This window comes from Acidovorax sp. SUPP3434 (assembly GCF_030159015.1).
Lineage (GTDB): Bacteria > Pseudomonadota > Gammaproteobacteria > Burkholderiales > Burkholderiaceae_C > Paracidovorax.
On record NZ_BQXL01000003.1, the window covers coordinates 61,505 to 81,883 of the forward strand.

General features: G+C 69.8%; 21 protein-coding genes. 11 read left to right on the plus strand and 10 right to left on the minus strand.

The window, feature by feature from the left end; genetic code table 11:
* Position 1: 1 nt before the first annotated feature.
* Together AVKW3434_RS06715 and AVKW3434_RS06720 are read right to left on the minus strand one after the other, a co-directional pair.
* Positions 2-373, minus strand: coding sequence for a dihydroneopterin aldolase (locus AVKW3434_RS06715; RefSeq protein WP_284405245.1), 372 nt, complete (start codon positions 371-373; stop codon positions 2-4).
* A 42-nt stretch (positions 374-415) separates the two neighbouring features.
* The gene (locus tag AVKW3434_RS06720) at positions 416-1,210 is read right to left on the minus strand and encodes an SDR family oxidoreductase (protein ID WP_284405246.1); all 795 of its coding nucleotides are present in this window, start codon (positions 1,208-1,210) and stop codon (positions 416-418) included.
* Positions 1,211-1,218: 8 nt separating this feature from the next.
* On the opposite strand from AVKW3434_RS06720, the gene AVKW3434_RS06725 reads away from it, so the two are divergent.
* The gene (locus AVKW3434_RS06725; RefSeq protein WP_284405534.1) at positions 1,219-2,337 is read left to right on the plus strand and encodes a class I SAM-dependent methyltransferase; all 1,119 of its coding nucleotides are present in this window, start codon (positions 1,219-1,221) and stop codon (positions 2,335-2,337) included.
* 49 nt (positions 2,338-2,386) lie between these two features.
* Here the strand turns inward: AVKW3434_RS06725 and AVKW3434_RS06730 are convergent, their stop codons facing one another.
* From AVKW3434_RS06730 to AVKW3434_RS06765, 8 genes are all read right to left on the minus strand, one after another.
* Positions 2,387-3,460, minus strand: coding sequence for an ABC transporter ATP-binding protein (locus AVKW3434_RS06730; RefSeq protein ID WP_284405247.1), 1,074 nt, complete (start codon positions 3,458-3,460; stop codon positions 2,387-2,389).
* A 1-nt stretch (position 3,461) separates the two neighbouring features.
* Positions 3,462-4,355, minus strand: coding sequence for a carbohydrate ABC transporter permease (locus AVKW3434_RS06735; protein ID WP_284405248.1), 894 nt, complete (start codon positions 4,353-4,355; stop codon positions 3,462-3,464).
* Positions 4,342-5,256, minus strand: a complete 915-nt coding sequence (locus tag AVKW3434_RS06740) for a carbohydrate ABC transporter permease (protein ID WP_284405249.1) — start codon at positions 5,254-5,256, stop codon at positions 4,342-4,344. The genes AVKW3434_RS06735 and AVKW3434_RS06740 overlap by 14 nt, the downstream gene beginning before the upstream one ends.
* 7 nt (positions 5,257-5,263) lie before the next feature.
* Entirely contained in the window at positions 5,264-6,595 is a 1,332-nt protein-coding gene (locus AVKW3434_RS06745; RefSeq protein WP_284405250.1) for an ABC transporter substrate-binding protein, read from the minus strand.
* An 18-nt stretch (positions 6,596-6,613) separates the two neighbouring features.
* Positions 6,614-7,570 carry a TauD/TfdA dioxygenase family protein gene (locus AVKW3434_RS06750; RefSeq protein WP_284405251.1) on the minus strand — a complete coding sequence of 319 codons (957 nt, stop codon included), beginning with the start codon at positions 7,568-7,570 and terminating at the stop codon, positions 6,614-6,616.
* Between the two features lie 179 nt (positions 7,571-7,749).
* On the minus strand, positions 7,750-8,580 hold the full coding sequence (eutC, locus tag AVKW3434_RS06755) for an ethanolamine ammonia-lyase subunit EutC (protein ID WP_284405252.1): 831 nt from the start codon (positions 8,578-8,580) through the stop codon (positions 7,750-7,752).
* Entirely contained in the window at positions 8,580-9,977 is a 1,398-nt protein-coding gene (locus AVKW3434_RS06760) for an ethanolamine ammonia-lyase subunit EutB (protein ID WP_284405253.1), read from the minus strand. Before AVKW3434_RS06760 ends, eutC begins: the two co-directional genes overlap by 1 nt.
* A 26-nt stretch (positions 9,978-10,003) precedes the next feature.
* Entirely contained in the window at positions 10,004-10,780 is a 777-nt protein-coding gene (locus AVKW3434_RS06765) for a DeoR/GlpR family DNA-binding transcription regulator (RefSeq protein WP_284405254.1), read from the minus strand.
* 408 nt (positions 10,781-11,188) lie between these two features.
* Between AVKW3434_RS06765 and AVKW3434_RS06770 the strand changes: the two genes are divergently transcribed.
* From AVKW3434_RS06770 to AVKW3434_RS06815, 10 genes are all read left to right on the plus strand, one after another.
* Positions 11,189-12,121, plus strand: a complete 933-nt coding sequence (locus AVKW3434_RS06770) for a TauD/TfdA dioxygenase family protein (RefSeq protein ID WP_284405255.1) — start codon at positions 11,189-11,191, stop codon at positions 12,119-12,121.
* A 116-nt stretch (positions 12,122-12,237) separates the two neighbouring features.
* Positions 12,238-13,278, plus strand: coding sequence for an ABC transporter substrate-binding protein (locus AVKW3434_RS06775; protein ID WP_284405256.1), 1,041 nt, complete (start codon positions 12,238-12,240; stop codon positions 13,276-13,278).
* A gap of 14 nt (positions 13,279-13,292) precedes the next feature.
* Positions 13,293-14,273, plus strand: coding sequence for an ABC transporter ATP-binding protein (locus AVKW3434_RS06780; protein WP_284405257.1), 981 nt, complete (start codon positions 13,293-13,295; stop codon positions 14,271-14,273).
* On the plus strand, positions 14,270-15,178 hold the full coding sequence (locus AVKW3434_RS06785; RefSeq protein ID WP_284405258.1) for an ABC transporter permease: 909 nt from the start codon (positions 14,270-14,272) through the stop codon (positions 15,176-15,178). Before AVKW3434_RS06780 ends, AVKW3434_RS06785 begins: the two co-directional genes overlap by 4 nt.
* A gap of 112 nt (positions 15,179-15,290) precedes the next feature.
* Positions 15,291-15,485 carry a DUF2905 domain-containing protein gene (locus AVKW3434_RS06790; RefSeq protein WP_272549218.1) on the plus strand — a complete coding sequence of 65 codons (195 nt, stop codon included), beginning with the start codon at positions 15,291-15,293 and terminating at the stop codon, positions 15,483-15,485.
* 94 nt (positions 15,486-15,579) lie between these two features.
* Complete coding sequence (locus tag AVKW3434_RS06795) at positions 15,580-16,482, plus strand: amino acid ABC transporter substrate-binding protein (RefSeq protein WP_284405259.1); 903 nt, start codon at positions 15,580-15,582, stop codon at positions 16,480-16,482.
* 146 nt (positions 16,483-16,628) lie between these two features.
* Entirely contained in the window at positions 16,629-17,564 is a 936-nt protein-coding gene (locus AVKW3434_RS06800; RefSeq protein ID WP_284405260.1) for an ROK family protein, read from the plus strand.
* Between the two features lie 150 nt (positions 17,565-17,714).
* A complete protein-coding gene (gene dapF / locus AVKW3434_RS06805) occupies positions 17,715-18,593 on the plus strand; it encodes a diaminopimelate epimerase (RefSeq protein ID WP_284405261.1) in 879 nt (292 codons plus the stop codon).
* Positions 18,590-19,285 carry a DUF484 family protein gene (locus AVKW3434_RS06810; protein WP_272567184.1) on the plus strand — a complete coding sequence of 232 codons (696 nt, stop codon included), beginning with the start codon at positions 18,590-18,592 and terminating at the stop codon, positions 19,283-19,285. The genes dapF and AVKW3434_RS06810 overlap by 4 nt, the downstream gene beginning before the upstream one ends.
* Before the next feature lie 67 nt (positions 19,286-19,352).
* Complete coding sequence (locus tag AVKW3434_RS06815; protein ID WP_284405262.1) at positions 19,353-20,360, plus strand: tyrosine recombinase XerC; 1,008 nt, start codon at positions 19,353-19,355, stop codon at positions 20,358-20,360.
* Positions 20,361-20,379 lie beyond the last annotated feature (19 nt).

Sequence of the window (20,379 nt, forward strand, 5' to 3'; positions counted from 1 at the left end):
TTCACCACTGTCCTGTCTCGCTGCGGATGGCCACTTCGCAGTCGTCAAAAATTTCCAATTTGGCGATCTTCACGCGCACGCCCAGCACGCCGGGCAGCAGCATGAGCCGGGCGCTGAGCTTGCCGATCAGCGTCTCCAGCAGGTTCACGTGCTCGGCCGTGCACTCGTCGATGATGATCTGGCGCACCTTGCGGTAGTCCAGCACGTGCAGGATATCGTCGTCGCTCGGGTGAAGGGGCTGCGTGCCCAGGTGCAGCTCGGCATCGACCTGGATGGGCTGCGGCGTGGTTATCTCGTGCGCGAGGATGCCCAGGTTGGCGTCGAAGCGCAAACCGGTGAGCGTGAGGATCTGGGTGCCTGCGGCGTTGTACATGGGGTATGGGGAGGAAAGGGGGAGGGCGGAGCCGGCTTGCGCTCACATCATCGAAAAGTCGCGCTCGAACCGCATCAGGTGCTGGCCGCCATCCACCAGCAGCGTGGTGCCGGTGATGGAGCGGTTTTCCAGCGCGAACTTCACGGTGGCGGCCACGTCGGCGGGCGTGGAAGACCGGCCCAGCGGGCTCAACGCGTGCAGCTGGCGGAATTTCTCGCCTTCCAGCAGGTGGCTGGTGAGGGTAAGGCCCGGCGCCACCCCCACCACCCGCACCCGGGGCGCGAGCGCCAGCGACAGCATGGTGCCGGCCGCTTCCAGCGCTGCCTTGGAGAGGGTGTAGCTCAGGAAGTCGGGGTTCTGGTTCCAGAGCTTCTGGTCGAGCAAGTTGACCACGGCGCCGTGGATTTCGCCCTGGTCACCCCCATCGCCTGCGGCTCGCTGTTCCAGATGCGCATGCAGGCCCTGGGCCAGCAGCACGGGCGCCGCGGTGTTGCTGCGCAGGTGCTGCTCCAGCGTGGAAAAGCCGAAGCTCGCGGCATCGTCGTGCTCGAAAAGCGAGGCACTGTTGACCACCGCATCCACCGCGCCGAAATGCTGCACCACGCGGGGCAGCAGGCCGCGCACGGCGGCCTCGTCCTGGAAATCGGCATCGAAATGGGCGCTGGCGCATGAAAATCGCCGGCATGCTGCTACGGTTTCGATAGCATCCTGCTCGGAATGCCGATAGTGGACGGCCACCTGCCAGCCGCCGGCCGCCAGCGCGAGCGCGATGTCGCGGCCCAGGCGCTTGGCGGCGCCGGTCACCAGCACGGTGCGAGGACGGGAGGGGGAGGGCATCGGGGACAATCGGGACCGTGACGACGACAGAACCCCCAAGTTTAACGACCGCCCTGGCGGCCCACATCGGCCAGGCCATTGCACAGGCCGGCGGCTGGATCGGCTTCGACCGCTTCATGGCCCTGGCCCTGTACACGCCCGGCCTGGGCTACTACGCCAACGACTCCACCAAGTTCGGCCTGCTGCCCGGATCGGGCAGCGACTTCGTGACCGCGCCCGAGCTGAGCCCCCTGTTCGGCCAGACCCTGGCCGTGCAGGTGGGAGAGGCCCTGGCGCAGACCGGAACGCACGAGCTGTGGGAGTTCGGCGCGGGCTCCGGCGCCCTGGCGCTGCAACTGCTCGATGCCCTGGGTGAGCGGGTGCAGCGCTACACCATCGTCGATCTTTCCGGCACCTTGCGCGCGCGCCAGCAGGTGCTGCTGTCCCCGCATGCGCACAAGGTGCGGTGGGTGGATGCGTTGCCCGACCGCTTTGCGGGCGTGGTGGTGGGCAACGAGGTGCTGGACGCCATGCCGGTGAAGCTGCTGGCCCGCCACGGCGGGCAGGCGGGCGGCGTGTGGCATGAACGCGGCGTGGTGCTGCAGGGCGATGCCTTCGCCTGGGCCGACCGGCCCACCGATCTGCGCCCGCCCGTCGAGGTGGAAGGCCCCCACGACTACCTGACCGAGATCCACCCGCAGGGCGAGGGCTTCATCCGCACCCTGGCCGACCGGCTGGAGCGCGGCGCGGCCTTCTTGCTGGACTACGGCTTCGGCGAAGCGGAGTACTACCACCCCCAGCGCCACATGGGCACGGTGATGTGCCACCAGGGGCACCTGGCCGACAGCGATCCGCTGGTGGCGGTGGGCCGCAAGGACATCACCGCGCACGTCAACTTCACGGCCATGGCGCTGGCCGCGCAGGACGCGGGCCTGCAGGTGCTGGGCTACACCACGCAGGCGCACTTTCTCATCAACTGCGGGTTGGCCCAGCGCATGGTGGAGTTGCCCCTGCTCGAACGCGCGACGGCCGCCAAGCTGGTCATGGAGCACGAGATGGGCGAGTTGTTCAAGGTGCTGGCCCTGGGCGCGGGCGAACCGTGGGAGCCCGTGGGCTTTTCGCAAGGGGACCGATCCCACCGGCTGTGATGCGCTGTGCCGCCCTGAGCCCTTTGGGTGGGCCCAACACAGGGTGGTGTCAATTCAGCCGCTGACCACTGGCCGCATCGAACAGGTGCGCCTGCTCCGCCACGGGCCGCAACTGAAGCGCGTCGCCCGGCCGCACGTCGATGCGGTCGCGGAACGCCGCCAGGATGTCGTGCCGGCCATCGAGCCGCAGCGCCACCTGGGTTTCCGAGCCCGTGGGCTCCACCACGACGACCTGGGCCAGCAGGCCCGCGCCGCTGGTGTCCAGCGCGAAGTGCTCGGGCCGGGCCCCGTACAGCACGTTGTCGCCATGGCGCCCACGGGGCGGGCGGGCCAGGGGCAGGCGCAAGCCGTCGTCGGTCACCACGCTGGCCTCGCCCTCCAGATGCAACCGGCCGGGAATGAAATTCATGGCCGGCGAGCCAATGAACCCCGCCACGAACGCATTGGCCGGCCGGTCGTACAGATCGAGGGGCGCACCCACCTGCTCGATCACCCCGTCCTTGAGCACCACGATGCGGTCGGCCAGGGTCATGGCCTCCACCTGGTCGTGCGTGACGTACACCGTGGTGGTGCCCAGGCGTTGGTGCAGTGCCTTGATTTCGGTGCGCACCTGCACGCGCAGCTTGGCATCGAGGTTGGACAGCGGCTCGTCGAACAGGAAGGCATCGGGCTGGCGCACGATGGCGCGGCCCATGGCCACGCGCTGGCGCTGGCCGCCCGAGAGCTGGCGCGGTGTGCGGTCCAGCAAGGCTTCCAGGCCCAGGATGGCGGCCACCTCGTCCACCCGGCGCCGGATGGCGGCCTGGCTCTCGCCCTGCAGCTTCAGCGAGAAGCCCAGGTTCTGCGCCACCGTCATGTGGGGGTAGAGCGCGTAGTTCTGGAACACCATGGCGATGTTGCGGTCCTTGGGCGCCACGTCGTTGATCACGCGCCCGCCCAGCCGGATCTCGCCGCTGGTGATGGTTTCGAGCCCCGCGATGGCGCGCAGCAGCGTGGACTTGCCGCAACCCGAGGGCCCGACGAGCGCGACGAACTCGCCGTCGCGGATGTGGATGTCCACCCCGTGGATCACGGGTGTGCCGCCGTAGTGCTTGACGATCTGGTGAAGGGACAGTTCGGCCATGTCAGTCCTTGACGCCGCCGGCCGTGAGCCCGCGCACGAGGTAGGTGCGCACGAGCACCGTGAAGATCACCACCGGGAACATCACCAGCGTGCCGCTGGCGGCAATCTTGGTCCACTCCCAGCCTTCGTACTGCAGGAAGTTGACGATCGCCACCGGGGCGGTGACGGCATTCGTGCGGGTGAGGATCAGCGCGTAGAAGAAGTCGTTCCAGGAAAAGATGAAGCACAGCACGGCGGTGGCCGCCAGCCCGGGCGCCGCCAGCGGCAGCGTGATGCGCCAGAACGCCTGCCAGACACCGCAGCCGTCGATGTAGGCCGCCTCTTCGAGCGCGGTGGGCACCGCTTCGAAGAAGGTCTGCATCAGCCAGATCACGATCGCCAGGTTGAAGGTGAGATAGACGATGGCCAGGCCCACGATGGTGTCCTGCAGGCCGAGCCAGCGGTAGGCCAGGAAGAACGGGATGGTGAAGGCGATGGGCGGTGCCATGCGCGTCACCAGGATCCACAGGGCCACCTGGCGCCGCCACCGGAACTGCCAGCGCGTGAGTGCATAGGCGGCCGGCACGCCGATCAGCAGCGACAGGCCGGTGGACAGGGTGCTGACCGCCAGGCTGTTCCAGAACGACTTGAGGAAGTTGCCCTGCAGCAGGCTGCGAAAGCCTTCCAGCGTGGGCGTGAAGAGCAGGCGGTCCTCGAAGATGTCCGCGCCGGGCCGGAAGGCCAGCTGCACCAGCCACAGGAAGGGGAACATCACCACCAGCAGCAGAGCGACGGCCACGAGGCCGCGCGCGTGGCGGCGCAGCCATCCGGCACGCCGCGCATCTGGCAAGGGCAGCGTGGCAGGGGGCGGCGTGAACGTGGAGGGCAGGGGCAGGGCGGCTTCAGCGTTTGTCATGGTCGTTCCATCCGAGTCGGCCCACCAGCCAGCTGAGCGCGAACACGCCCGCGAGAATCACCATCGCGATGGCGCTGGCATAGCCCCAGTAGGAGAAATTGAAGGCCTGGATGAAGCCGTAGTAGTTGGTCACCTCGGTCACCGTGCCCGGGCCGCCATCGGTCAGCACGTAGATCAGCGGAAAGGCCTTGAAGCTGTCGATCAGCCGGAACAGGCCGCACACCACCAGCACCGGCCGCAGGTAGGGCAGCACGATGTACCGGAACAGTTGCCAGCGGTTGGCGCCGTCCAGGCTCGCGGCCTCCAGCGGGTCGTCCGGCACCATCTGCAGCGTGGCCAGCACCATCAGCAGGGTGAACGGAAACCACTGCCAGGTGTCGGCGATGGAGATGGCCCACAGGGCCGTGTCGGGGTTGGCGATCAGCGAGCGCACCGGCAGACCCACCGCCTCCAGCGCGCGGTGCAGCGGGCTCACGTCGGGCGTGTACAGGATCTTCCAGATCAGCGCCACCACGATGGGCGGCAGCACCATGGGGATCAGGAACGCCGTGCGCGTGGCGCCCAGCAGCTTGGAGCGCCCGTTGAGCAGCAGGGCCAGGCCCAGCCCCACGCCCAGTTGCAGCGCCACGCTGGAGACCGACAGCTGCAGCTGCGTGGCGATGGAGCGCAGAAAGCGCGCGTCCTCCAGCAGGTGGCGGTAGTTCACCAGCGGATCGTCGAAGCGGAAAGTGCCGGCCGCGTCGGTGAGGCTCAGGGGCGTGAAGCTTGTCACCAGCAGCGCCGTGGCCGGCGCCAGCGTGATGACCAGCAGCACGGCCAGCGAGGGCAGCAGGCCCCACAGGAAGGCGCGGCGGCGCGCCGCTTCCCAGCCGAGGCCGGGGCGCAGAGTCAAGGTGCTCACTGCCGGCTCACAGCTTCAGCCCGGCGCGCTGGAGCTCGGTGATCGACTGGGCCTGCGCCTGCTGCAGCGCCTGCCGGGCGCTGGCCTGGCCGGAAGCGATCAGCGCGATCGCCTTGTTGAGCTGCTGGTCCACTTGCGGGTAGACCGACACCGTGCGGTACTTCATGTGCCCGGTCTTGGAGGCCAGCTCGATCGAGTCCAGTGCCAGTTGTGCCAGGTCGTTGCCGTTGATGACCTGCCTGGCGCGGAACTCCCGGGAGTCGATGTCCGAACGGCGCGCCGGCGAGCCGTACCCGGCCAGCACCGCTTTGCGCGTGGTCTGCTTGGACAGCGCCCACTGGATGAAGGCCCACGCGGCCTCCTTGTTCTTCGACCCCGTCGGAATGCCCAGGCCATGCACGGCCGTGCCCGGAAAGCGCCCTGCAGGCCCCTTGGGCACCTGGCCGAACTGCAGTGTCTTCAAGGTCTTGCTGGAGGCCGGGTCCCCCAGTTGCGCGAGATGCAACTGCCCCGCATCGGTGAAATTGACGCGGCCGAGCTTGAGCGCCTGGGTCACCTGGTCGGGCGTGTAGGTGATGGCACCGTCGGGCCCGAACTCTCGCAGCAGGCTGGCGTAGTACTCGGCCGCTGCGATGGCTTCGGGCGTGTCCAGCGTGGGGTACAGGTCGTCCGGTGCCTTGCGGAACACGTCGCCACCGAAGGCATGCAGATAAGGCACGAAGGTCCAGCCGTAGTGGCTGTCGGACACGAAGCCCGCCACGCGCTCCTTCTTGTTCACGGCGCGCAGCACCTTCACCAGGTCGTCCGTGGTGTCGGGGTAGGCCAGGCCGGCCTGCTGCACCAGATCGAAGCGCGAGGAGGCGGACAGCAGCGCCTCGGCCGTCCAGGGAATGCCGTAGAGCTTGCCGTCCTTGCCGGTCTCGGGTGCGCGCGCGCCGGGCAAAAAGTCGTTCACGTCCCAGTCGGCGGGCGTGAGGTTGGGGTTCCTGATGAAATCGTCGAGCGGCGCGAGCCAGCCCGAGTGGATCCATCGGCTCGAGTAGATGAAGGTCACGTTGACCACGTCGTAGGCCGAGCCTTTGGTGGACAGCTCCAGGTCGGCACGCTGGTTGTAGACCGGGAACGAGGGCGTGTCGAAGTTCACCCTGGCGCCCGTGAGCGACTCGAACTCGGGCAGGTACTGCTGCAGCAGCTTGGGGTAGGCCGCGCTGAAGGTCGAGACATTCAGGGTCACGCCCTGGAACTTCTTCGCACCGCTCTGCGCCTTCGCAAAGCCGGGCAGCAGGGCGGTGGCGCCCAGGGCCGATGCGGCCTGGAGCCACTGGCGTCGTTGGGTCATGTCGATGGCTCCGTGGCGTCAGGCGGTCGCGGTAATGACGCTGTCGATCTGCGCGTCGTTGGTGGCTTCGGGCCGCACGCGGGTGCGACTGCGGCGCCCGTCCACCGCCACGGCGGGCTCGCCGTGTACCGTGACGCGGCGCACCACGCGGGCCTGGGTGCCGTAGTCGTTGATCGCGAAATGCTGCGTCGCCCGGTTGTCCCAGATCGCCACGTCGTCCTGCTGCCACTGCCAGCGCACGGTGTTCTCCAGGCGGACCACGCGGTTTTGCAGGATCTCGAAGAGGCGTGCCGATTCGGTGCTGGAAAAGCCCGCGATCTTCTTGACGAAGTGGCCCAGCAGCAGCGCGCGCTCGCCCGACACGGGGTGCACGTGCACCACGGGGTGCTCGGCTTCGAACACGGAGGACACGAACACTTTGCGGTGGTGGTTCAGCCGTTCCTCCTCGACCACCACGCGCTCGGCACCGTAGTCGTAGTCGTTGCTGTGCACGGCCCACAGGCCGTCCGCCAGGCGCTGGAGGTCTTCGGGCAGGCGGGCGTAGGCCGCCGCCGTGTTGGCCCACACCGTGTCGCCGCCGTAGGCCGGGATGGTCACGCCGCGCAGGATGCCGTACTTGGGGAACGCGTCGATGAAGGTCACGTCGGTGTGCCACGAATCGGCACGGCCACCGCCCTTGGAGGCGTCGAGTTCGAAGATGCGCGTGCCCGTGGGCGAGGGCACCGTGGGATGGGCCACGGTCTTGCCCAGGCGCGCGCCGAACGCCTGGTGCGCGGCATCGTCCAGGTGCGTCTGGCCGCGGAAGAACAGCACCTTGTGGCGCACCAGCGCGGCGGTGAGGTCGGCGATGGTCGCGTCGTCCAGCTCCCCCGACAGCTGGAGGCCGAGCACTTCACCGCCCAGGCTGCCCGCCACGCGGCGGATGCGCAGGTTTCCAAAGGACGTATCGAACCGGGATGGGGATGTTTCGCTCACGGGCAGGCTCCAGCGGGGAGGGGGTGATGGCCGGATTCTGGAGACCGCCATGGCGGACGCGAAGCGACCAAATCGGATATGCAAGCGACCCGAACATCGGGCCATATCCATAGGCCGAAAAGATGGAAGGGCGCTGCCGGCCCGTTACCCGTTACCCGTTACCCGTTACCCGTTACCCGTTACCCGTCGGTCAGCGTGCCCTTGGCCGGTGCGGCGTCCAGGGTGGCTGCATCGCTGCGGTCCTTGAGCCCGATGCCGGTAAGCCCCAGGCGCCGGGCCTCCTGGCACAGCCACCACAGGCGCGCCGCCGCCGCGGCCGGGGCCAGCCCTTCGGGCCGCACGTTGGAGATGCAGTTGCGCTGCGCATCGCTGCGGCCCACCTGCGGATGCCAGGTGAGGTAGATGCCCAGGCTGTCGGGCGAACTCAGGCCCGGGCGTTCGCCGATCAGCACCGCCACCAGGCGTGCGCCCAGCAGTGTGCCCACCTCGTCGCCCAGCGCCACGCGCGCCTGCGTGGCAATGACCAAAGGGCCGATGCGCCAGCCCTGCGGTGCCGTGCCCAGAATGGCTTGCACCAGCGGCGCGGCATGGCGTTCCACGGCCAGGGACGAGAGGCCATCGGCCACCACCAGCAGCAGGTCGCATCCCGCCTGCGGGGTGCCGCCATCGCCCTGGCGGCCCAGGCCGCGCAGGCGCTCGGCATCGGCATCGCCCAGGCGGCGGCCGAGGTCCGGGCGCAGCAGGTAGGTGGCACGGTCGGTGGCGGCGCTGGCCACCTGCAGCGGGGTGCCGCCTGCCGGGGCGAGCTGCGTGGCCAGGCCTTCGGCATCGAGTGGCCGGTGCACGGCATCGCGTGCCTGAGCGTGGGCCATGCCGAAGTCCAGCAGTTCGCGCGTGGGGATGGCGGTGCCTGCGCGCCCCAGCGCCAGCCGCGCCGCCGTGTGGGCGCGCAGGTCGTCCCAGGGATCGGGCGGGGGGCCGGCGTCCGGGGTGGCGGGCGTGTCGGCCATCACCCGGCCCCTCCGATGCGCCGCAACTGCGCCAGCGCGGGCCGCTGCTGCGCGGCGGGCAGCAGGCGGCCGGCCCCGTCGGTCAGGTGCATGCGCTGCAGCCAGGCCTCGAACTCGGGTGCGCGCCGCAGGCCCAGCACTTCGCGCAGGTACAGCGCGTCGTGGAACGAGGTGCTCTGGTAGTTGAGCATGATGTCGTCCGCACCCGGAACGCCCATGATGAAGGTCAGGCCCGCCACGCCCAGCAGCGTCATCAGCGTGTCCATGTCGTCCGAATCGGCCTCGGCATGGTTGGTGTAGCAGACATCGCAGCCCAGCGGCACGCCCAGCAGCTTGCCGCAGAAGTGGTCTTCCAGGCCCGCGCGGATGATCTGCTTGCCGTCGTACAGGTATTCCGGCCCGATGAAGCCGACCACGGTGTTGGTGAGCAGGGGCGAGAACGCGCGCGCCACGCCGTAGGACCGCGCCTCGCAGGTCTGCTGGTCCACGCCGTGGTGGGCGTCGGCCGACAGGGCACTGCCCTGGCCGGTCTCGAAATACATGACGTTGTCGCCCAGCGTGCCGCGCCGGAGCGACAGGGCCGCCTCGCGCGCCTCATGCAGCAGGGCCAGGTTCACGCCGAAACCGGCGTTGGCCTTTTCGGTGCCGGCGATGGACTGGAACACCAGGTCCACCGGCGCGCCCTGCCCGATCATCTGGAGGGTGTGGGTCACGTGCGTGAGCACGCAGGACTGCGTGGGGATCCGCAGCGTGGCGATCACCTCGTCGAGCCGGTGCACCAGCCCCGTCAGGGCCGCGATGCTGTCCGTGGCCGGGTTGATGCCGATCACCGCGTCGCCCGCGCCGTAGAGCAGGCCGTCAATCATCGAGGCGGCGATGCCGCGCAGGTCGTCCGTGGGGTGGTTGGGCTGCAGCCGCACGGCCAGGTGCCCGGGCAGGCCGAGGGTGTTGCGAAAGCGCGTGGTCACCCGGCACCGGCGCGCGACCGCCACCAGGTCCTGGTTGCGCATGAGCTTGCTCACGGCGGCCGCCATCTCGGGCGTGAGGCCCGGCGCCACGGCGGTCAGCAGGGCGCTGTCCGCGGCCAGCAGCCAGTCGCGCAGCCCCCCGACGGTGAGGTGGGCGATGGGCGCGAAGGCCGCGGCATCGTGCGTGTCGATGATGAGGCGGGTGACCTCGTCGTCCTCGTAGGGCACCAGCGCTTCGCTCAGGAAGCGGTCGAGCGGCACATCGGCCAGGCACATGCGCGCGGCCATGCGTTCCACCGCCGTGCCCGCCGCGATTCCCGCCAGCACGTCGCCCGACCGGGCCGGCGTGGCCTTGGCCATCACGTCGCCCAGGTCGCGGAACTGCCAGCGCTGTCCGCCGGCGGTGTGGTGGTAGCGGCTGGCGGGCATGGGGCGTCGGGGCCTTTCGTGGACAGTCAGGCGACGATGACGTGGCTGCCGGCCGCCTGCAGCGCCGACAGGCCGGGCAGCGCGCGCGAGCCCGCATCGGTCACGATGGTATCGATCTCGGGCAGGCCTGCATACACCACGCGGCTGGCCTGGCCGATCTTGCTGTGGTCGGCCAGCACGATGAGCCGCTGCGCCTGCGCCGCCATGGCGCGGGCGATGGCCGCCTCGTGGTGGTCGAAGCTGGTTGCGCCGTGCAGGCAGTGGATGCCCACGGGCGAGAGCAGCGCCACGTCGGCGCGGTAGCGGTGGATCTCGGCCACCGTGATGTCGCCGTGCGTGGCCCGCACCCCGGGGTCGGTGCGGCCGCCCAGCAGGATGACGTCGTTGCGCGCCGGGCGGCCGGCGTCGGCCCCGGCCAGCTGGAGCGCGGCGTTCAGGCTGTTGGTCACCACCGTCATCCCCGACAGGGACGACAGCTCCGCCGCCAGGAGGGTGGTGGTGCTGCCGGCATCGAGGAACAGCGTCTGCCCCGGCTGCAGCTGCCGCAGCGCGGCGCGGGCGATGGCGCGCTTTTCGCGCTCGCGCACCGCCTGGCGCACAGCCAGCGGCGGTTCGGGCGCCGGGCCGGGCGCGACCACGCCGCCGTGCACACGGCGCAGCACGCCCTGCGCCTCCAGCTCGACGAGGTCGCGCCGCACGGTCTCGCGCGAAACGTCGAGGTCCTTCACGATGCGCTCGGTGCTCACGCGGGTGAGCGTGGCCAGCAGCGTGCGGATGCGGATGAATCGTTCTTCCTGCAGCATGTCCTGTGATCCTGTCGTGTCGGTTCGTTCGCGGGTGGGGACAGCGCAGGGGCCGTGCCCGCGGCCCGGTGGTGCCGGGTGGCTCCGTTCACCCGCAGGCGCCGGTGTCCTGGGAGCATCGCGAAAGAACGGGGGAGGGTGTGTGCGTTCCGTGCGGCCCCGGTCGGTGCGATGGGGCGCATGGGTGCCCAGTGTTATCTTTTGCATGAAAGGGCACAAGCACCCAATATGCCAAGGTCAGGCGTCCGTTTCGTGACGGTTGCCAGTGCTGTGCAAGCAGTGGGGGCGTCGTGTCGATAGATGATTTTGTAGTTAGCAATGCATAAATCATTCGTTCCGGTTTGCACGCGTGCTGAATAAAGTGGCAACCCAGAGGGCCCCGCCGGGCCCGTTCAAAGGTGGTTCACCATGTCGGCAGTTCTGTCCCACGCCCCGGTTTCCGCGACGGCCATCGCCCTGGACGATGATGCCGCGCCGCAGCCCTTCGATATCCGCCCGGTGGCCGGCGCCGCAGGCCCGCTGGGCGCCGAGGTGGTGGGCCTCGATCTGTCGCGGCCCCTCGGCGCACAGGACTTCGACCGCATCCACCGTGCCCACCTGGCGCACCACGTGCTGGTGTTCCGCGACCAGCGCATCACCCCGCGCCAGCACATTGATTTCAGCCGCCGCTTCGGCCCGCTGCAGATCCATGTGCTGAAGAACTTCCAGCTGGCCGATCACCCCGAGATCCTGATCGTCTCCAACATCAAGGACGCCGGCGGCCAGCCCATCGGGCTGGGCGATGCGGGCCATTACTGGCATTCCGACCTGTCATACAAGGAAAAGCCCAGCCTGGGCTCGCTGCTGCACGCGCAGGAGTTGCCCTCAGAGGGTGGCGATACGCTGTTTGCCGACCAGCACGCGGCCTACGATGCCTTGCCCCAGGCGCTCAAGAACGCCATCGCCCCGCTGCAGGCCGAGCACAGCTACCTGGCCAAGTACGAGGAGCTGCGCGCCCGCAGCCCCTGGCGCCCGAAGCTCACGCAGGCACAGATCGACGAGGTGGCGCCCGCCGTGCACCCGGTGGTGCGCACCCACCCCGAAACCGGCCGCAAGGCGCTCTTCGTGAGCGAGCACTTCACCACGCGCCTCGTCGGCCTGCCCGACGATGAAAGCCGCGCGCTGCTGGACGAACTGTTCGCCGCCAGCGTGCGGCCCGAGTTTCTGTACCGGCACCGCTGGCTGCCGCACGACCTCGTGTTCTGGGACAACCGCTCGGTCATGCACCTGGCGGCCGGCACGCCCGACAGCGAGCGCCGCAAGCTCTACCGCACCACGGTCGAGGGTGACCTGCCGTTCTGAACGGCCGCCGCCTTCGCCCCCGCGCTCCTCCCTTTCCCCTTCTTCGTTGCTTCTCGCTTCTCGCTTCTCGCTTCTCGCTTCTCGCTTCTCGCTTCTCGCGCCAGGAAATGCCCACCATGCACCAGCCTTCACGCCGCGGCATCGCCCGCCGCACCCTTGCCGCCCTGGCCGCTGCCGGCCTCATCGCCTGCGGGGTGGGGCTGCCCGCCGCTTCGCACGCGGCTGAAGGCCAGTTGCGCATCGCGCAGCAGTTCGGCGTGGTGTATCTGCTGTTGAATGTGGCGCAGGACCAGAAGCTCATCGAAAAGCACGGCAAGGCGGCGGGCATCGACATCCAGGTTGATTACCTCCAGCTGTCCGGCGGCTCTGCGGTCAACGATGCCCTGCTGTCGGGCAACATCGACATCGCAGGCGCTGGCGTGGGCCCGCTGTTCACGCTGTGGGACCGCACCAAGGGCCGCCAGAACGTGAAGGGCGTGGCCTCGCTGGGCAACTTTCCGTACTACCTGGTGAGCAACAACCCCAAGGTGAAGACGCTGGCCGACTTCACCGAGCAGGACCGCATCGCGCTGCCCGCCGTCGGCGTGTCGGTGCAGTCGCGCGTGCTGCAGATGGCCTCGGCCAAGCTCTGGGGCGACAAGGAGTTCAACCGCCTGGACAAGATCCAGGTGGCCCTGCCGCACCCCGACGCCGCCGCCGCGATCATCAAGGGCGGCACCGAGATCACGGGCCACTTCGGCAACCCGCCGTTCCAGGAACAGGAACTGGCCGGCAACCCGGCCGCGCGCATCGTGCTCAACTCCTACGACGTGCTGGGCGGGCCTTCGTCGGCCACCGTGCTGTACGCGACCGAGAAATTCCGCCGCGAGAGCCCCAAGACCTACAAGGCGTTCCTGGATGGCCTGGACGAGGCCGCCAAGTTCATCACCGCCCACCCCGAGAAGGCGGCGGACATCTACCTGCGTGTGACCGGCGCCAAGACCGACCGGGACCTGCTGCTCAAGATCATCAAGAACCCGGAAGTCCAGTTCAAGGTGAAACCCGAGAACACGCTGGGCATGGGCCAGTTCCTGCACCGCGTGGGCGCTATCAAGAACGCGCCGACCACGCTCAAGGACTATTTCTTCGAAGACGCCCACACCGCGGGCGGCAACTGACGCGCGCCATGCGGATGGGACCCCTTTCCCCCGCGCTGATGGAGCGCCTGGAGCCCGAGACCGGCGGCGCCGGCGGTGGCGTGGCCCCGGCGGCCGGACCGCTGCCCACCCGCGCGGCGGACCCGTCGGCGCTGCTGCACGTGGAGGGCGTGAGCATCGACTACCGCACGCGCGACACCGTGGTGCGTGCCACGCACCGGGTGGATTTCCAGGTGCATGCGGCCGACCGCTTCGTGCTGCTGGGCGCTTCGGGCTGCGGCAAATCGACGCTGCTCAAGGCCATTGCAGGCTTCATCCCGCCGAGCGAAGGCCGCATCGTGCTCGACGGCCAGCCCGTCACGCGGCCGGGGCCCGACCGCGTGGTGGTGTTCCAGGAGTTCGACCAGCTGCCGCCCTGGAAGACCGTGCGCGAGAACGTCATGTTCCCGCTGCTGGCCGCACGCCGCGCCAGCCGCGCCGAAGCTGCGGAGCGCGCGGCGCTCTATCTCGACAAGGTGGGGCTGTCCCGGTTCGCCGATGCGCACCCGCACCAGCTGTCCGGCGGCATGAAGCAGCGCGTGGCCATCGCCCGCGCCCTGGCCATGCAGCCGAGGGTGCTGCTGATGGACGAACCCTTCGCCGCGCTCGATGCGCTCACGCGCCGCCGCATGCAGGAGGAACTGCTGGGGCTGTGGGACGAGTTCCGCTTCACGCTGATCTTCGTCACCCATTCCATCGAAGAAGCGCTGGTGGTGGGCAACCGCATCGCCATCCTGTCGCCGCACCCGGGGCGGCTGCGCGCCGAGGTCAACTGCCACCAGTTCGGGCTGCACAGCCTGGGCGGCACGGCGTTCCAGGCCACGGCCCAGCGCATCCACCGGCTGCTGTTCGACGAGCCGGCGCCCGGAGGCGGCGCGGCCGGGCCGGTGCAGGCCGAGGTGCAGGCGCACGAGCGGGCCGTGCCTTCCGCCGCGGCGCGGCCGATCGGCGCCCTGCCTTTCCAGATTTCCGTATGACCGCTGCCCTCACCCCTTCCGTGGACGCCGCGCCCCGTGCGCGGCCCGAGCCGCCCGTGCGGCCGGAGTTCGAAGGCCCGCTCGCGCCGCTCGAACGCATTGCGCCCCAGCAGCCGCTGCCGCTGTTCGCCCGCGTTTGGCAGCAGCAGGCCGTGCGGCGGCTCGCCATCCTGGCGGTGCTGGCCGTGCTGTGGGAGCTGCTGGCGCGCTGGCAGGACAACGATTTGCTGCTGCCCACCTTCGTGCAGACCGCCCGGGCCCTGGCCGAAGGCCTGGCGTCGGGCGAGCTGCTGGCCAAGGCCGCGATCTCGCTGTCGGTGCTGCTCAAGGGCTACCTGGCCGGCATCGCGGGGGCCTTCGTGCTGACCACGCTGGCGGTCTCGACCCAGTTCGGGCGCGATCTGCTGTCCACGCTGACCGCCATGTTCAACCCGCTGCCCGCGATCGCGCTGCTGCCGCTGGCGCTGCTGTGGTTCGGCCTGGGGCAGGGCAGCCTGGTGTTCGTGCTGGTGCACTCGGTGCTGTGGCCGCTGTCGCTGGCCACCTACGCGGGCTTTCAGGGCGTGCCCGAGACCCTGCGCATGGCCGGGCGCAACTACGGCCTCACCGGCATCCGCTACGTGCTGCAGATCCTGGTGCCGGCGGCGCTGCCGTCCATCCTGTCGGGCCTGAAGATCGGCTGGGCCTTTGCCTGGCGCACGCTGATCGCCGCCGAGCTGGTGTTCGGCGCGTCGTCGGGCAAGGGGGGCCTGGGCTGGTACATCTTCCAGAATCGCAACGAGCTCTACACCGACAAGGTGTTCGCCGGCCTGGCGCTCGTGATCCTCATCGGGCTGCTGGTGGAGACGCTGGGCTTTCACACGCTGGAGCGACTGACGGTGCGCCGCTGGGGCGTGCAGCGCTGACTGACCGGCCCGCTGCACTGGGCGCGCGCGGGCGGGGGCCATGCCCCTGGGCTTTCAGGGCCCGGGCCGGCCGATCCGGGGCCGAAAAGCCGCAAGCCCTACACTGCAGCCCATGTTTCGCTGGCTGATCGTCGTTTTTCTCGCGCTGGTGCTCATCAACGGCCTCACGCCGCTGCTGCAGCGCCTGGGGATGGGGCGTCTGCCGGGGGACTTCCGGTTCCGTCTGTTCGGTCGCGAGTGGTTCATTCCACTCACCAGCACGCTGCTGCTCAGCGCCTTGGCGAGCCTGATCGCCAAGTGGGTGTGAGGCCCGCGCGTCGCCTGTCACGGATTTTCCATCTGCCCTTGTCACACTGGGCGCGCCCGATGTCCCGGCCGCCCCTTTGAAAGTCGTTTTTCCCATGTTCCGCTCCATCGCCCGGCTGCTGCCGCTGCTCGCCTGCGCCATCGCGCCGTTTTCCGCCATGGCCCAGGGCCCGGCCAACACCTTGCAACGCATCCAGGAAACCCATTCCATCACCCTGGGCGTGCGCGAAGCGGCCTGGCCGTTTTCGTTCCTGGACGACAAGAAGGCCCCCGCGGGCTACTCCGTGGACCTGTGCCTGGCTGCGGTCGATGAGATCAAGCGCACGCTCAAGCTCAAGGAGCTGGACGTGAAATACAAGGTGGTGAGCGGCACGGAGCGCATCCCCAAGCTGGAAGCCGGCGAGATCGATCTCGAATGCGGCTCCACCACCAACACCAAGGCGCGCCAGGATCGCGTGGCGTTCAGCAACACCGTCTTCGTGGCGGGCATCCGCGTTCTGGTGCCCAAGGGCGTCAAGATGGATGTGCTGCAGGACCTGGCCGGACTGCCCGTGGCAGTGAGCAAGGGCACGACGTCCGAAAAGCTCCTGACCCAGCTCGCCGTCAACGAGGTGAAGATGCAGCTCAAGGTGTTCGCCTCCGACACCGAGGCCTACAAGGCCTTGCAGGACGGCACCGTGCGCGCCTATGCCAACGACGATTCGCTGCTGCTCGGCATGGCCGCCAAGAACAAGGCCGCGGACAAGGTGGAGCTGAGCAAGTTCGTGCTGTCGGTGGAGCCCTACGCCATCATGATGCGCAAGGGCGATACCGAGCTGGGCGCCGTGGTGGACCGCACGCTGAACCGCCTGTTCTCGAGCCGCGACATCGACCCGCTGTACAAGAAATGGTTTGCCACCGAGCAGTTCAACCTGCCCATGGCGCGCCTGAGCCGTGAGAGCTTCAGCCGCCCGAACAAGGAGCCGGGCGTGGCGATGGTCCTGGGCTACTCCATCTGAGGCCCCCGCCAGGCGCGCCGGCGGTCGGCCCTGGCCTACATGCCGCCTCCGCCGCCCCGCCGATACTGGCGGGCAACGCCTGCGTCCGTTGACCGCCGCCCTTGCGGGCCGGCCGGGCCCAGGCCCTGCACGAACGCGAGGTGGTAATGAGAGCATGCATCGACATCGGCGGCACGAAGATCGCCGTCGCCCTGGCGCCCGCGGGCACCGGCCTGGCCGAACTGGTGGCGCGCCGCACCGAGCCCACCGCCAAGACCGGCGCACCCGACGCCCTGGCCCGGCAGGCCCTGCGCATGGTAGACGAGGCCTGCGCCGAAGCGGGCATCACCCGCGCGCAATTGCAGGCCACAGGCGTCTCGGCCTGCGGCCCCTTCGCGCTGCGCGACGGCCAGGTGGAGCTGGCCACCCCCAACATTTGCGGCGGCCTGGCAGGCCCCGGGCGCGACGCGCCGAACGACTGGATGCAGATCCCCTTGCAGGCGCCGCTGGCGGCCGCGCTGGGCACGGTCCATGCGCAGAACGATGCCGTCGCCGCGCTGCTGGCCGAGCGCCGCTGGGGCGCGCTGCAGGGCCTGGACCACTGCGCCTACGTGACTTGGAGCACCGGCGTGGGCGTGGGCCTGTGCGTGGACGGCCGGGTGCTGCGCGGCAAGAGCGGCAACGCGGGCCATGCGGGCCACAGTTTTTCCAGCGACGGGCCGGGCGATGCCCTGTGCGGCTGCGGCAACGTGGGCGACGTGGAGTCGCTCGTGGCCGGCAGCTCGATGCCGCGCCGCTTCGGCCATGACGCCGAACAGCTGGTCGATGCGGCCAAGCGGGGCGATGCCGCCGCGCACGCCGCGGTCGCGGGCATGTGCCGCGTGCTCGGCCGCATGCTCTACAACCTGGTGGCCACGCTGGACCTGCAGCGCATCAGCCTCGGGGGCAGCGTGTTCCTGCACCACCAGGACTACCTGCTGCCGCCGCTGCAGGCCGAGGTGTCGGCGCACCTGCCGGCGCTCACGGCCGGGGTGCAGCTCGTGCCGGCCGGCCTGGGCCTGCAGGTGGGCGACTATGCGGCGCTGGCGGTGGCGAGCGGCTGAGATGGATCAGCCTTCAACCTTCTCGCTTCGTCGGTTCGCCCGGCCGTGCTGCAGCACCGGCTGCGGTGTCCCGCCGGGCGATGCGGCGCAATGACAAACCGCAGGAACCGTTACATGGCGGCCCGGTCGGGGGGACGATAATCCGGCCCCATGCACATCCGCTTCACCAAGATGCAGGGCGCGGGCAACGATTTCGTCGTGATCGATGAAACCCAGGGCCGCCTCGGCCTCACCGCCGCGCAGTACCGCTTCCTGGGCGACCGCCACTTCGGCGTGGGCGCCGACCAGATCCTCACCGTCCGTCCCTCGCCCGCCGAGGACATCGACTTCGAATACGTCATCCACAACGCCGACGGCGGCGAGGTGGAGCAGTGCGGCAACGGCGCGCGCTGCTTCGCCCGCTTCGTGCGCGACAAGGGCCTGACCACCCGCGACCGCATCCGCGTGCGCACCCGCGCTGGCGACATCGCCCCCGAACTCACCCCCGACGGCCGCGTGACGGTGGACATGGGCCGCCCGGTGCTCGATCCCGCGCGCGTGCCGTTCGACACCACGGGCCTCACCCCCATCATGCAGGGTTTGGGGCAAAAATGGCCTCTGGCGCATGATTCACTAGGGCATGGCGCTATTGTTTTTGTAGCAGTCGTTTCCATGGGCAATCCGCACGCGGTGCAGCTCGTGGACGACGTGGACACCGCGCCCGTCGCGCAGACCGGCCCGCTCATCGAGCGCCATGCGCGCTTTCCGCAGCGCGTGAACGCGGGCTACCTCCAGGTCGTGGACCGCACCCGGGTGCGCCTGCGCGTGTACGAGCGCGGCGCCGGCGAGACGCTGGCCTGCGGCACGGGCGCCTGCGCCGCCGTGGTGGCGGGCATCCGCCTGGGGCTGCTCGATGCGCGCGTGGACGTGCAGACGCGTGGCGGCCTCCTCACCATCGCCTGGAGTGGCGGCGACACGGACCCGGTCTTCATGACCGGTCCCGCCACCACCGTCTTCGAAGGCCAGATCGACATTCCCGACACACCATGACCATTCCCCACAGCACCCAGGTTCCCCCCATCACCGAAGACGACATCGCCGAGTTCCTGGCGCAGACGCCGGGCTTTTTCGAGCGCCACGCCGAGGTGCTGGCCAGCGTGCAGATCACCAGCCCCCACGGCCAGCGGGCCGTGAGCCTGCAGGAACGCCAGGCCGAGATGCTGCGCGAGAAGATCAAGGGCCTGGAGCAGCGCATCATGGAAATGGTGCGCAACAGCAACGAGAACGCCGCCATCGCCCACAAGATCCACCGCTGGACGCGCGAGCTGGCCGAGGCCCGCAACCCCTCCAGCCTGCCGAACGTGGTGGAGGAGGGTATCCGCCGCCTGTTCGACGTTCCCCAGGCCGCGCTGCGCCTGTGGGACGTGGCCCCCACCTATGCCGGTGCGGCCTATGCCCAGGGTGCGAGCGAGGATGCGCGGGCCTTCGCCTCGTCGCTGACCATGCCGTTCTGCGGACCCAACCTGGGGTTCGAGCCCACGGCGTGGCTGCCCGATGCATCGCAGGTGCAGTCGCTGGCCCTGCTGCCGCTGCGCGAAGGCGCGATCGACAGCACCGAGCCGGCCTTCGGTTTGCTGGTGCTGGGCTCGGCCGATCCGCACCGCTTCGATGCCGCCATGGGCACGGATTTTCTCGCCCGCATGGCGGAGCTGGCGAGCGGCGCGCTCTCGCGCCTGCGCTGAGCGGCGGCGCCGGCCCCTTGCCCGCCGGCGCCTTCTGCCTTTCTTTTCCCCTGCATCGCCGCCTGCCATGACCGAACCGGTGCCCACCGCCGATGCCGAGCCGGCACCGGCCGCCACCGCGCCCACCGATCCGGCGGTGCTGCGCTACCTGGAGCACGTGCGCGTGGAAAAGCGCCTGGCCGCCCGCACCCTGGCCCTGTACACGCTGGACCTGGACAAGCTCGCCCGCTTCGCCGAAGGCGCGGGCGTGCCGCTGCTGGGCCTGGCCACCGCGCACATCCGCCGCTTCGTGGCGCAGATGCACAGCGGCGGGCGCAGCGGGCGCGGCATCGCGCTCATCCTCTCGGGATGGCGCGGGTTCTTCACCTGGGCCGGGCAGCAGGGCCTGGTGCCGCACAACCCTGTGCAGGGCGTGCGGGCGCCGCGCGCGCCCAAGCCGCTGCCCAAGGCCCTGCCCGTGGACGACGCGGTGCGCCTGGCCGAGTTCGAGCACGCGGGCGGCGACCCCTGGCTGGAGGCGCGCGACGCCGCCATGGTGGAGCTGCTCTACGGCTGCGGCCTGCGGGTGGGCGAGCTGGTGGGGCTGGATGCCGCGCCCGGCCCCGACACCCAGCGCCAGGGCCGCGGCTGGGTCGACCTGGAGGCCGGCGAGGCGCATGTGTTCGGCAAGGGCTCCAAGCGCCGCAGCGTGCCGGTGGGCACGGCCGCGCTGGCTGCGCTGCAGGCCTGGCTGGCGCAGCGCCCGCAGCCTTTCGGCGGCGCTGCGTCGGCGCGGCTGGATGCGGCGCTGTTCGTGGGCCAGCGCGGCCAACGGCTCACGGCGCAGTCGATCTGGCTGCGCCTGCGCCAGCGCAGCCAGCAGGCGGGGCTGACCACGCCCGTGCACCCGCACATGCTGCGCCACTCGTTCGCCAGCCACCTGCTGCAATCGAGCGGCGACCTGCGCGCGGTGCAGGAGCTGCTCGGCCACGCCAACATCACCACCACGCAGGTCTATACGCGGCTCGATTTCCAGCACCTGGCCAAGGTGTACGACGCGGCCCATCCGCGCGCCCGCAAGAAATCCAGCGACTGAGGGGCCGGCCGCTGGTGCC

Bases quoted from the DNA above. Each gene is read 5' to 3' on its own strand.
- AVKW3434_RS06715 (WP_284405245.1), bottom strand. From the start codon at position 373: ATGTACAACGCCGCAGGCACCCAGATCCTCACGCTCACCGGTTTGCGC.
- AVKW3434_RS06760 (WP_284405253.1), bottom strand. From the start codon at position 9,977: ATGCCCGCCAGCCGCTACCACCACACCGCCGGCGGACAGCGCTGGCAG.
- AVKW3434_RS06730 (WP_284405247.1), bottom strand. From the start codon at position 3,460: ATGGCCGAACTGTCCCTTCACCAGATCGTCAAGCACTACGGCGGCACA.
- AVKW3434_RS06795 (WP_284405259.1), top strand. From the start codon at position 15,580: ATGTTCCGCTCCATCGCCCGGCTGCTGCCGCTGCTCGCCTGCGCCATC.
- AVKW3434_RS06735 (WP_284405248.1), bottom strand. From the start codon at position 4,355: ATGACAAACGCTGAAGCCGCCCTGCCCCTGCCCTCCACGTTCACGCCG.
- AVKW3434_RS06765 (WP_284405254.1), bottom strand. From the start codon at position 10,780: ATGCTGCAGGAAGAACGATTCATCCGCATCCGCACGCTGCTGGCCACG.
- AVKW3434_RS06745 (WP_284405250.1), bottom strand. From the start codon at position 6,595: ATGACCCAACGACGCCAGTGGCTCCAGGCCGCATCGGCCCTGGGCGCC.
- AVKW3434_RS06770 (WP_284405255.1), top strand. From the start codon at position 11,189: ATGTCGGCAGTTCTGTCCCACGCCCCGGTTTCCGCGACGGCCATCGCC.
- AVKW3434_RS06800 (WP_284405260.1), top strand. From the start codon at position 16,629: ATGAGAGCATGCATCGACATCGGCGGCACGAAGATCGCCGTCGCCCTG.
- AVKW3434_RS06810 (WP_272567184.1), top strand. From the start codon at position 18,590: ATGACCATTCCCCACAGCACCCAGGTTCCCCCCATCACCGAAGACGAC.
- AVKW3434_RS06785 (WP_284405258.1), top strand. From the start codon at position 14,270: ATGACCGCTGCCCTCACCCCTTCCGTGGACGCCGCGCCCCGTGCGCGG.
- AVKW3434_RS06780 (WP_284405257.1), top strand. From the start codon at position 13,293: ATGGGACCCCTTTCCCCCGCGCTGATGGAGCGCCTGGAGCCCGAGACC.
- AVKW3434_RS06720 (WP_284405246.1), bottom strand. From the start codon at position 1,210: ATGCCCTCCCCCTCCCGTCCTCGCACCGTGCTGGTGACCGGCGCCGCC.
- dapF (WP_284405261.1), top strand. From the start codon at position 17,715: ATGCACATCCGCTTCACCAAGATGCAGGGCGCGGGCAACGATTTCGTC.
- AVKW3434_RS06775 (WP_284405256.1), top strand. From the start codon at position 12,238: ATGCACCAGCCTTCACGCCGCGGCATCGCCCGCCGCACCCTTGCCGCC.
- AVKW3434_RS06815 (WP_284405262.1), top strand. From the start codon at position 19,353: ATGACCGAACCGGTGCCCACCGCCGATGCCGAGCCGGCACCGGCCGCC.
- AVKW3434_RS06790 (WP_272549218.1), top strand. From the start codon at position 15,291: ATGTTTCGCTGGCTGATCGTCGTTTTTCTCGCGCTGGTGCTCATCAAC.
- eutC (WP_284405252.1), bottom strand. From the start codon at position 8,580: ATGGCCGACACGCCCGCCACCCCGGACGCCGGCCCCCCGCCCGATCCC.